We start from the raw sequence: 11,416 nt of genomic DNA on the forward strand, positions 1-11,416 counted from the left end.
ATCATAACCCCTATCGAGAATTAGGAGGAGGAACGCAATGGTAGGGCAGAAGCGTTTATGGTGGTGGGTAGGCATTTTCTTAGCTCCCGCAGTACTCCTCACAGCCGTCTTCTTTTATTACCCAATGGCGTATATCGTATGGCTCAGCTTTCATCAGTGGAATGGATTGACTGCCATTAAACCTTTTTCGGGTTTTCGCGAGTATCGCAACCTTTTTGCAGAACCAATCTTTGATATGGTTTTGCGCAACACAGTGATTTTTGTAGTCGGCACTGTAATACCGAGCATTGCTATCGGATTGGGGTTGGCCTTAATGGCCAACCGCCCCTTTCCTTTTCGCAACCTCCTCCGCGGGATTAGTTTTGCTCCATACCTCGTTTCATTTGTATCGGCTGGTCTTGCTTGGGTCTGGATGGGGAGTTCCTCGGGATTGTTTAACCACGTCTTAAATATCTTTGGCCTACATCCCGGTAATTTTGTCAATAATCCCGCATATGCCCTCCCCTATGTTATAGCGATGTATACATGGAAAATGTCGGGATACAACATGGTGTTATACTTAGCGGGCCTACAGACTATTCCACGGGAAATATACGAAGCTGGCGCTATTGATGGTCTTCAAGGAGGATGGACACAGTTTCGAACTATCACGTGGCCTCTGTTGCAGGAAACCACATTCTTTGTACTAATCATTAACCTGATTTTCAGTTTTCGAGCATTTTCGGCGATTTATGTCATGACAGACGGTGGCCCTGTCCACGCCACCACAACCCTCGTCTATTATATTTGGCGCCTAGCCTTTGTGCATAATACATGGGGCCAAGCAGCAGCTGCCTCCACCTTACTATTGCTGGTAGTTCTTATTCTCACTATCGGCATGGTTCGTTACTTTACTACAGACTCAACGCGCGCATCGTAATTCCTGACCAGACGGAGGTTCGACATGGCAACAATTATAAAGCGTTCTCAATTAAGTTCTCCTCCTAGGAAAATCACCCAACCCCACACATGGTGGTATGGACTTTTTATGATTGTCGCGATTGTGATATTTGGGTTCCCTTTTTATTGGATTATCGTCGGCTCCTTAAGCTCCAACACAGCCATTAGCACCGGTTCAGTTCCATTGTTCCCATACGATCCTCACTGGGTCAACTACAAGGACGCATGGATTTATACGAATTTTGCGCGACAAGTTTTGAACACAGCTATTATGGCAATATCGGTTACTGTGCTCCAAGTCATTACGTCATCCATGGCCGGCTTTGCCTTGGCTCGCATGCATTTCCCTGGCCGCCAAGCCATATTCGTAGGATTCATCGCCACATTGATTATCCCATTTCAGGTTATTGCCTTGCCCATATTTGTCCTTATGGCTGACCTACACTGGATAAATACTTTTGGTGCTCTCATCGTTCCCACCGCAGTCAACGCATTTGGTATCTTCCTCTATCGCCAATTCTTCTTAACAATTCCGCAGTCTTTTGAAGAAGCGGCGATGCTTGACGGGGCGAATCCTTGGCAGGTACTGTGGCGAGTTTATTGGCCTTTAGCCAAACCCGCCACAGTTACGCTTTCACTATTAACCTTCATTGCTGAGTGGAACTCTTTCTACCTGCCCTTTCTTTTTACTGAAACAAAATCGATGTACACAGTTCAATTAGGGCTCGTCGCGTTTCAAGGACAATTTGCAACTGTATATAATTTACTCATGGCCGCCACGGTATTTATCAGTATTCCCGTATTCATTCTATATCTGGCGGGACAACGAGCAATCGTCGAGGGAATTGCTACAACCGGTACAAAAGGCTAAATCACGTCTACTTTGCTTTCGGGAACACACGAAAGGGGCTTAGGGTCATCTACCGCATAGTTACGAAAAATCTCAGGATGCCCTTCCTCGGCACCCATTCGCCATCCCATTAGCATCCATCCCCTGCTATTATCAAACACAGGTCGGGATGCATACCACAAGTCGGAAGATCTATTATCCATAGGATGCAAGGTGTACGGTCCTAAAATCGTCGATGATTGGAAGCACAATGTGGTGGTACGAGCTTCAATGGGCGCATCGGCTCCATACCACTCCGCTTTCACCGAACAAAACAGAAACCAAACCCCATCTTTTTGAATAACACTAGGAACTTCCATATCTCGGATCCAACCAGGGTTAAGAACAGGAGGCAAAACCGTCCAATGATTAAGGTCTTTAGAGACAGCGGCACCAATAGCGCCTTCGCACCCTAGTTTTTGATTTTGAGCATGCGCCGAAAAGAAAAGATAATAATTGTCGGTGGTTACATCATATACCGCATAAGGGTCACGCCAAGTGTAGCGTTCAGGAGATTCTTCATTCGGCATGCGGTACCAACGGGCATCAGGCAAAAATATTGGCTTAGTTCCGATTCGTTTCCAATGAACTAAATCATTAGACCGAGCCATTCCAATATTTTGTGTGCGTGTGAGCTTGTCCCGGCCAGTATAAAACATCAACCAATCGCCACCATGCGATGGGATAATGCTTCCAGTCCACAGAGATAAATCATCCCATGCGGGTGACGCTGCAGGAGTCAACGCATCAGGCTGGGCAGCCCATTGGGACCAATCGCGTGATATGGCGTGACCAATCACTGCTTGGTCATGGCGATCTTGAGGATTGCCGATTCGCGGTGCTTTTAAATAAAATATGTGGTGAATTTCATGGTCGGTAGCGGTCCAAAAGTCCCAAATCCGTAATTTTTGACTGTATAACATCTCTATCAGTCCTCCTACCTACATGATACTAGGTTTAGGACAAAAGAGAAAAACGAAGCAAATCTTTACAGTACGCGATAGGAGATAATTTTAGATGAGCGAAAGCGTCTTGGTCATTGGTAGTATTGTTGTTGATTTGCCCATGATTTTGCCACGACATCCGTTAACAGGTGAAACTTTGAAGGTTTCTTCTCCTGGTATGAATCTAGGAGGAAAGGCTGTTAACCAGGGATTGCAAAGTCAATTGTGCGGAGCTAACGTTCAATTAGTCGGTAAAATTGGACGTGACTCGTTTGGGGAATGGGTTCTTGCTGAGCTCACGCACTATGGCCTTAGAACGGATAGCATTAGTCGGTCCAACTCGGCGGCAACCTCTTGCGCAGTCCCCATAATTGAACCCGGTAATCAATACATTTTACACGTTCCCGGAGCCAATGCAGACCTTACGGAACAAGACGTTGTGCAAAGTGTAGTAAGGAACACGTCCCGTATATTACTTCTTCAAGGTGAAATTCCCCCTTCTTCGTCACTTGCAGCGGCTCGACTAATTCACCAGCGCGGCGGCATTGTTATCTGCGATCCCGCCCCAACAACAGGGATGAGCCCCGAGTTATTATCAGAAGCTGACATTCTTACTCCCAATAGCCAAGAATTAATGATGCTCACGGGTGTGGATAATGACGTCATGGCATCTATCGATCTAGTTTGGAAACGCTATCCGAATTTACAGGCGATTATTGTGACCCAAGGTGAACATGGCGTCTTGCTCCAAGAAAGAGATGTCGTAGCGCGTTCCATACCGGCACCGCAAGTTTACGCCGTTGATCCCACTGCGGCTGGAGATGCTTTTAACGGTGCATTTGCTACTGCTCTTCTCAATGGACATTCCCTAGAATCGGCGTGTGAAATTGGATGCTGTGCAGGAGCTTTAGCTGCTACTAAGATTGGAGCAGCACAAAGCTTAGCTAGCGGTTCGGAGATCATGTCGTTATGGAAAACCGTATATTATCATTCTGCTGGCTAGTAAGCCGTCATCAGTAACCCTCCCCCACACAAATCTAGGGCATAGGCCCCTCGAAAACTGACCTATGCCCTATTGCGATTATTATTTCGGATCTCCTCTAGGAAGCTGTGCCCCTTACTACGCGGCGAATAGGGCGCAAGACGACGTCACGCACGGCGGCCAGCAACTGAATGAAGCCTGAGGCGAGGATCACCACGAGCCAATCCATCGCACTTAATGGGTCGGTCTTAAAGAGCGTGCTCAACGCGGGCACGTAGATAATGGCGACCAGCATGGCAATGGATGACGCCACAGCTAAAACGGCCCAAATATTCGAGAAGAGACCAATCTCCAAGAAACTCCGGTCTTCTGCCCGTGCATCAAAGACATGAAACAACTGGCTTAAAATTAAGGTCCCCAAGGCCATGGTCCGCGCTTCTCGCAAACCCATCCCCCAGATGCTCATCGACCATACAAACACCAGCAACGTACTCACGCCAATCAAAATCCCCCGAAAGGCAATTTTTGTCCCTAATCCCCGGGCAAAGATGCTTTCATTGGGAGAACGCGGCGGACGGTCCATGACCCCGGGGTTCGGCGGATCCACACCCAACGCCATGGCCGGCAAGCCATCGGTCACGAGATTGACAAAGAGGATTTGAATCGGCAGCAAGGGCAGTGGCAGGCCAAAGAACGCGGCCAAAAACATCACCAGCACTTCCCCGACGTTACAAGACAGCAAATAGCGGATGAACTTGCGGATATTGTCATAAATTGCACGGCCTTCTTCGATGGCTCTGACGATCGTGGCAAAATTGTCATCGGTCAGAATCATCGCCGAAGCCTCTTTGGTCACGTCCGTGCCTGTTTTGCCCATTGCCACTCCAATATCAGCCTCTTTTAAAGCCGGCGCATCATTGACGCCATCGCCCGTCATCGCAACGACGTCACCCTTTGCTTTCCACGCTCTCACCACCCGCAACTTATGCGGTGGCGACACGCGGGCGTACACACGAATGTGCTCTACGCGCTCATCCAATTCCTCATCCGTTAAGCGGTCAAGCTCCGGCCCCGTGATAATTTCATCTTGTGGCGCAAGCATGCCCATTTTTTCTCCGATGGCCCGAGCCGTTTTTGGATGGTCCCCGGTAATCATCACAGTCCTGAGTCCCGCCCGTTTCGCCTCTTTAATGGCGTGAATCGCTTCGGGGCGCGGCGGGTCAATCATGCCCACGAGACCTAACAAGACCAAGTCTTCTTCCCACTGGTCTTCTGATTCATCCCCGCGCACCGGGCGGTACGCGATGGCCAGCACGCGCAAAGCCTCGTCGGCCATGCGGTCATTGACCTCACTGGCTTGCTGCTGAAGCCGGCGGTCCATAGGGATTACTCGGTCGGCCCGTTCAACAAACCGGCACCGGGGAAGAATGACATCAGGCGCGCCCTTCACGTACACCGCCTTGTGATTTTGGCGATCCACGGCCAAGACCGCCATGCGCTGCCGTTCCGACTCAAAAGGAATCTCGCCTTGCCGCACATATTCGCGCGCAATATCTTGGGGACTTAACCCGCTATCACCAGCAGCCCAAATCAAAGCAATTTCTGTAGGATCGCCTTGGGCTTTGTCACTGTCATGCCCGCGTGATGGGGCCACCACCGCATTATTGCATAACACGGCACTAGTCAGGAGTTTGCGAACGGTCGGATCTTGAGTAGCGCTTGCACTAGGCTCAACAATCTTATCCCCTGCCCACATGGCCGTGACCGTCATTTGATTTTTGGTGAGCGTTCCCGTCTTATCCGTGCAAATGACGGTCGTGCACCCCAAGGTTTCGACGGCGGGAAGGCGGCGCACGATAGCATGTGCCCGAATCATGCGCTGAACCCCTAAAGCTAACGCGATGGTCACAATCGCCGGTAGTCCCTCAGGAATGGCTGCAACCGCCAGACTGACTCCGGTCAGAAACATTTGGTACAACGGCTCCCCGCGAAAGAGCCCCGTGACCACCACAACTAACACGATGAGCAAGGACAAATACACTAAAATCTTTCCCAAATGTTCCAAACGGCGCTGTAAAGGCGTTTGGTCCTCCACGGCCTCCCGCATAAGATGGGCAATCGTCCCCATCTCCGTTTGCATTCCCGTTTGTACGACCACGGCGCGCCCACGACCATGCGACACGGCCGTTCCCATGTAAACCATATTGCGGCGATCCGCCACCGGGACATCTGGGTCCTCCACAGGAGCTAACGTCTTGCGAACACTTTGAGATTCCCCCGTAAGTGCCGCCTCATCGGTTTTCAAGCCCCATACCTCAATCAGCCGACAGTCCGCCGGAATGCGGTCGCCCGCTTCGAGTTCAATCACGTCGCCCGGAACCAGTTCTTCCGCGCGAATGGTCTGCACGGTGCCGTCGCGCACCACATGCGCTTCAGGGGCTGTCAATTGCTTTAAGGTTTCCACCGACTTTTCCGCCCGGTATTCTTGAATAAACCCCAGCGCCGCATTCATGATCACAATGGCGACAATGGTGATAGCATCGCCGACTTCTCCCAGCAGAAACGACACAATGGTAGCGCCTATTAGAACCAGCACCATAAAGTCTTGAAACTGACTGAGGAAAATGCTCCACCATGGCGTCTTATCCGCCGCGACAATCGCATTGAGTCCGATTTCCCGAAGCCTGGCGTCCGCTTCTGCTTGATTCAGACCGCGGTCGCCAGTAGACCGCAATTGGATGAGTGTTTCTTCGCCTGTTAAGGTATGCCACAGCTCGGCCACACCTATCCCTCCTGTCCCATTCGGGTAATTCCTATGTCCCCAAGGACAAGATCAGAACAGATGGCGCCTACTTGCTGATTATCTGACAGCCGACGTATTAGGCTTCAAGCGTCTTACCGCATGGCTTAAAGCCCATGCCATAAGCACACTGACCGCGCCTAATACCCAAAAACCCGAAGCAAAATGTAACGGCTCGATGACGGCACCAAAAATCGGTGGTCCCATCACAATGCCTACATTTTCGCCAATGATGACCAAGGCCATGGCTCCTGGTACATCATGCGGCGATTGTGCAAGGCGACCGGGGGCTGCAAAAATCAAGGTCGGAATCACCCCGCCTAACGCGCCGGTTAATAAGCTGGCCGTCAAGACTACCGGCCATGAACCATAGGCAAATATCACCCATAATCCTGCTAAAATCCAAGCGGGCACCACGAAGACAAGGTACCACCGGGTTTTAGGATGGGATAGGGCCATGCCTGAAATGACGTTAAAGCCGGCATTAACAAGACTCACCACGGCTGCAATCAATCCGGCATGCACCAACGTCAAATGAAAGCGCTGGGTGTAAAATGTCGTAACCCAAGTATTAAAAGCAAAAAAATCAAAGGTGAAACAGGTAAATGCCAAAGCCACCCACAGCATCGGATTGCGAATGGCTGGCGACATCGTAGGTGCCCCGGAGTCCGTCCCATCCCACGTAATGCGACGCATCGGTACTGCAGCCAATGCCAAAGCCGCGACAATGTCACACGCCACCAAAACGTCTTCGAGCGGCGCGACCGACGCGAGGTGCCCTAGTAAAGGGGCCACGATGAACATCACCACACTCCCGACGGGGACCCATGTCGCCCAGACCCCCATCGCTGCGGCATGGTAACGATCGGGCACCTGCTGGGAGATGGCAGCGGGCGCCCCGACGGAGATGAGGCCAAAGCCCAGCCCGGAAAAAAATCGAGCCGCTAAGACAGCCAGAAAATTGCCTTGGTGATAAGCGGTCATGAGCACAACCGCGCCAATGGCCGATAAAGCCAGCCCCAGTAACTGAGTCGCTTTGGCTCCAAAACGGTGGGTGAATCGCCCCGCTGGCAACGCCGCGATGACGGTCGCCAACGCAAATAAGGACATAAGGAGGCCCGCGGATCCTGAAGAGATATGCAAGTGACGCTGAAAGACGGGGGTCACCGGCGCGACGGAAAACTCCGTCATGGTCCCTGCTAATCCCACAAAATAACAGACCGCAACGAGACGGACGACCGAACCTTTCATCCTATGCGGCCCCTTTCTCTGTGTTTTCTTAATTTCCTACACCCCAAGGACATAAAATCACTTTGCGGCGCTCTTTACCCTCAGCTATTGCTTGATAAATTTCGGGTGCACTTTCGAGAGGCACCGGATGCAATTCTGGCTGCAATAAAGCCTGATGGTCCACCGTCTGCACCAGTGCCGCGAGAATGTGCTGACTTTTTGGGGGTTCAAAGGCCAACGAGTCCACGCCCAACATGTGAGCTTGTCGGTGATAGAAATCGACCACATTAAACGATACCGTGGGTCCCCCCACCGAAGCCAGCACAATCCAGCGTCCGTTCTGACCAAGGCATTGTCCATGGTCAGCAAACGTAGATCCTCCTACGGTATCTACAATGATGTCAACGCCCTTCCCCTGGGTCATCTCCTTAACCACTTCAACTAAATTTTGTCGGCTGGTGTCCACGGTCTCGTCAAGGCCGAGAATGTCCAATGCTTCTTGGCGTCTGCCCACTCCAATCACGCGGCATTGCTGAGCTCGTGCAATGGATAAGGCGGCAAGTCCCACCGCGCCGGTTATCCCAATGATGAGCACCGTCTCGCCCCGCGAAACCTGCGCTTTAGTATGCAGTCCTTCCCATGCGGTCGTATAAGGGACCCCCAACGCCGCTAGTTGATAATCGGTAAGGTCATCGGGCGACGGCACCACGGTCTTATGTGAAATCACAAGATATTGGGCATGCGATCCCGGCTTGATAAACCCGAGCGAACTTGCCGAACCAAAAACACGTCGCCCGATCCAATCCTTGGGACCCTCTTCCACAAGACCCGCAAAATCCCTTCCCGGAATGCACGGAAATTGGGTCTGAGGAAAGACTCCTTGAACGTTTCTCACATCGCTGGGATTAATCGCGGCTGCCTTCACTTTGATCAAAAGCTCACCCTGTCCTATGGAAGGACGCGGGATTTCCTCGAGACGAACGTGGGCTTTTGGGTTAGGTTGCACGGTCTGTATCGCCTTCAGCACATATCCCTCCTATGTCTATAACAATTTAAGCATAACGCAAAAGACAGCAGCCAACGGGCTGCCGTCTTGTTAGACCGTATGTAGTCCTACATATTTTGCGCGATTTTTTCTTTAATAGCGGGATCGCTTTGCTCCAACGCTTCTTGCAACATTTTCATGTCGCGTTGGGCTAGCGGAGGTGAGAGATGTGATGCGGCCTTCATGCGCATCATTAAAAATGGCTTAAGCGCAGAGTCTGGCAAGCCGGCTGCGAGCTTCAAGTTCGTCAAGCAAAGATTGCGATATTGCTCGTCGGTTCCCTTTTCCGCCATTTGTCCGATAAGCGCCTCAAAGGCACTCATCTGTTCACTTTCCGGCATTTCCATCAACTTCTCAAACATCTTTCCCATCGCCACTTCGCGTTCATGTGCGGGCATCGATCCAATAGCTATGACATCAATTTCGTCCATCTGTGATTCCTCCTTGAATGATACTGCCCATAATTGACGCATCTGTAGTGTACTACAAAAAGCCAGTGCGTCCTTGTTATTAATGTAGCCATCCATGTAAAACCTATGCCTTCGCGCGGCTTTCTTGACGCATTTGGCATACTCTCGTTCCTTAGCCATTATTGCCTAACACTTCTCAGGCTTCCATGATGCATCTTTACCATTTTTGGGTAGATGTTCGGTAATTAAAACAGGTTCCTTGCGTTCTAGGGGCCAAGCGATGCCGTCGAAAAGGCGTTCAAGGCCCTTTATCCAAAACTTTTGTGGCGAGCCCGTGGTTGTGGTCGAACCAAACGCCTAATACGCATAGCCATCGTCTTTCCCTCAAGTCACCCCCTTCTTACAATATTGCAATTGAGCGAGAAATAACGCAAAAAGATGTAGAACAAACAGATTTTGGCATATAACCACGATTAGCCGACTCCCATTCGTGATCTTGCACCGCCATATGACTTATCAAATTATGCGCCCTGATCTATATCATATATGCAAGAATTTCTTATATCCTCAAATTCATGGAGGTGGGAGTCATGACGTGGAGAAACTGGACAATGGCCGTGATGGGGGCATGGTTTGCGCTATCCGCTTGGGTTCTAAACCCCATGCACTCTTCACCATATTTCTGGACGGCCATTATTTTGGGAGGACTTGTTCTGATTGGCAGTCTTTGGGAGTTGGTCGATAACGTGTTCCGGCCTTCGGTATATTACCTAGAAGCCTTGTTCGGACTCTACTTGGGGCTGTCTCCTTTTGTTTACAGCTTCACCCGGCATGGGTGGGCCACCGCTATCACGACGATTTTGGGTGCAGCAATCTTCGTCGGCGGCTTATGGCAGGCGCGCACGAAGAATTCTCAGGCCGAACGAACGCCCGACCACCCCAACCACCGGGTTGCATCATAACACGCGATTCGAGCCGCTAACCACGCGGCTCTTTTGCTTCATGGGACGTCTCGAATCTCACCTCGTACCATAATTGACACCGAATGATTGTTCTGCCGTCTGTTTGAGCGTTTCGGCGACCGACTGTGAGACACGTAAAGAGAGCACCTCCGTGTCGAGCCGGGCACGTTGTTGAGGCGTTAGGCTATCAACACGGCACGCGGTCGCCCCCTAGGATTTGCGACCCCAAAAGGTACGTCCATCCAGGAAAGATCCGGCTCCCGATAATACGGTCCTGCTATTTCTTGGGATAAGATGGTTCACGGGCTTCGGCTGCTTTGTTCTCACTAGGCTGGACATGGTGTATCCCGTCCCTTTAAGAGGCGGGCTTTTGTTGATTCTGTAGCATTTCTGTGCATTGGATCTGATTGCTCAAGCGGGTCATGGCCTTCCCATGAGGGGCTTGTATTGCTCTGTCCCGCCATGTCCTCTAACAATCTCCCGAATCGCGTGCGGATCGGTCTTCCGCCGCTTCCGCCAGGACTTCAGCGCCGCATAGAAACCCCGGACGACGGCATCGGGGTTATGGGCGTGCGGTGAGCCGAACGTGTAGCAGCGCATCATCGTGGCGGGCTTGAGCCACACATTCTGTTTGCGCACCGTGCGCCAGAAGCTGACCACAGTGGCGCTGTACACCAAGCGCAACAGGTCCGGAACGCCTTTCAACACCCATTCCATCGTCCTTAACCCGTTATGCAGAGAATATGTGGACATTCCATAATACAGGACCCTTTGTCTAAACGGATGGGCACCGCGCGATCCGCACGGTGTGCGGGCTGCGGCATTGGTTGACAGAATGACGGAAAGCGTAGTATAACGAAATCGTAAGCGACACCCAAGCATAACAACCGCCCGAGTCGGGTAAACTCGGACGGTACCGGTTCAGCTTTACGAATCGGGGCTTTAGATTTTCAGGCTTTTGGGTCGCGAGCCGTTAGAGCCTGAAGACCCCCAACGAATACTTTCGGGAAATAGCGTCGTGTGGCGTTATTTCTTCTTATTTTCGTTCGACTTGAGCAAACGCTTCACGCGTTTCATCATCGAGGGTGTGACCACAACAATAAGCATAGGCATCATCCTCGCGTCCTGGTTAAAAAAACCTACGATAATCTCTTTCGGCTTTTCTCGGCCCCTAACGGGACCCGCAGTCCTCACAGGATTCGTCTGCTCGGGGGT

The 11,416-nt window shown here is 51.2% G+C and carries 11 protein-coding genes; 4 read left to right on the forward strand and 7 right to left on the reverse strand.

Translation table 11 applies throughout. From position 1 onward, the window contains the following. Positions 1 to 37 precede the first annotated feature (37 nt). Positions 38 to 919, forward strand: coding sequence for a carbohydrate ABC transporter permease (locus tag CO251_RS16945; RefSeq protein WP_103376982.1), 882 nt, complete (start codon positions 38 to 40; stop codon positions 917 to 919). 24 nt (positions 920 to 943) lie between these two features. After that, the gene (locus CO251_RS16950) at positions 944 to 1,810 is read left to right on the forward strand and encodes a carbohydrate ABC transporter permease (RefSeq protein WP_103376983.1); all 867 of its coding nucleotides are present in this window, start codon (positions 944 to 946) and stop codon (positions 1,808 to 1,810) included. Here CO251_RS16950 and CO251_RS16955 read toward each other — a convergent pair. Beyond that, complete coding sequence (locus CO251_RS16955; protein WP_103376984.1) at positions 1,807 to 2,751, reverse strand: glycoside hydrolase family 68 protein; 945 nt, start codon at positions 2,749 to 2,751, stop codon at positions 1,807 to 1,809. The genes CO251_RS16950 and CO251_RS16955 overlap by 4 nt on opposite strands. 94 nt (positions 2,752 to 2,845) lie before the next feature. Between CO251_RS16955 and CO251_RS16960 the strand changes: the two genes are divergently transcribed. Next, positions 2,846 to 3,775: a ribokinase gene (locus tag CO251_RS16960; protein WP_103376985.1), complete on the forward strand. Its 930-nt coding sequence runs from the start codon at positions 2,846 to 2,848 to the stop codon at positions 3,773 to 3,775. A gap of 97 nt (positions 3,776 to 3,872) precedes the next feature. Here the strand turns inward: CO251_RS16960 and CO251_RS16965 are convergent, their stop codons facing one another. The 4 genes from CO251_RS16965 to CO251_RS16980 all read right to left on the reverse strand — a co-directional run bounded on the left by CO251_RS16965 (position 3,873) and on the right by CO251_RS16980 (position 9,260). Further along, a complete protein-coding gene (locus CO251_RS16965) occupies positions 3,873 to 6,536 on the reverse strand; it encodes a calcium-transporting P-type ATPase, PMR1-type (RefSeq protein ID WP_103376986.1) in 2,664 nt (887 codons plus the stop codon). Positions 6,537 to 6,614: 78 nt separating this feature from the next. Then, the gene (locus CO251_RS16970) at positions 6,615 to 7,805 is read right to left on the reverse strand and encodes a CynX/NimT family MFS transporter (RefSeq protein ID WP_103376987.1); all 1,191 of its coding nucleotides are present in this window, start codon (positions 7,803 to 7,805) and stop codon (positions 6,615 to 6,617) included. 28 nt (positions 7,806 to 7,833) lie between these two features. Next, entirely contained in the window at positions 7,834 to 8,811 is a 978-nt protein-coding gene (locus CO251_RS16975; RefSeq protein ID WP_103376988.1) for a zinc-binding alcohol dehydrogenase family protein, read from the reverse strand. A gap of 86 nt (positions 8,812 to 8,897) precedes the next feature. Further along, on the reverse strand, positions 8,898 to 9,260 hold the full coding sequence (locus CO251_RS16980) for a dehydrogenase (RefSeq protein WP_103376989.1): 363 nt from the start codon (positions 9,258 to 9,260) through the stop codon (positions 8,898 to 8,900). A 569-nt stretch (positions 9,261 to 9,829) separates the two neighbouring features. On the opposite strand from CO251_RS16980, the gene CO251_RS16985 reads away from it, so the two are divergent. Further along, entirely contained in the window at positions 9,830 to 10,201 is a 372-nt protein-coding gene (locus tag CO251_RS16985; RefSeq protein WP_242968673.1) for an SPW repeat protein, read from the forward strand. 420 nt (positions 10,202 to 10,621) lie between these two features. Here the strand turns inward: CO251_RS16985 and CO251_RS16990 are convergent, their stop codons facing one another. Further along, positions 10,622 to 10,954, reverse strand: coding sequence for a hypothetical protein (locus tag CO251_RS16990; protein ID WP_146039126.1), 333 nt, complete (start codon positions 10,952 to 10,954; stop codon positions 10,622 to 10,624). A gap of 273 nt (positions 10,955 to 11,227) precedes the next feature. Next, positions 11,228 to 11,416, reverse strand: a 189-nt coding sequence (locus CO251_RS17670) for a hypothetical protein (RefSeq protein ID WP_207654700.1), incomplete at its 5' end; no start/stop codon positions are given.

Origin of the sequence: Sulfobacillus sp. hq2 (genome assembly GCF_002903155.1) — a bacterium.
GTDB classification, from domain to species: domain Bacteria; phylum Bacillota; class Sulfobacillia; order Sulfobacillales; family Sulfobacillaceae; genus Sulfobacillus; species Sulfobacillus thermotolerans.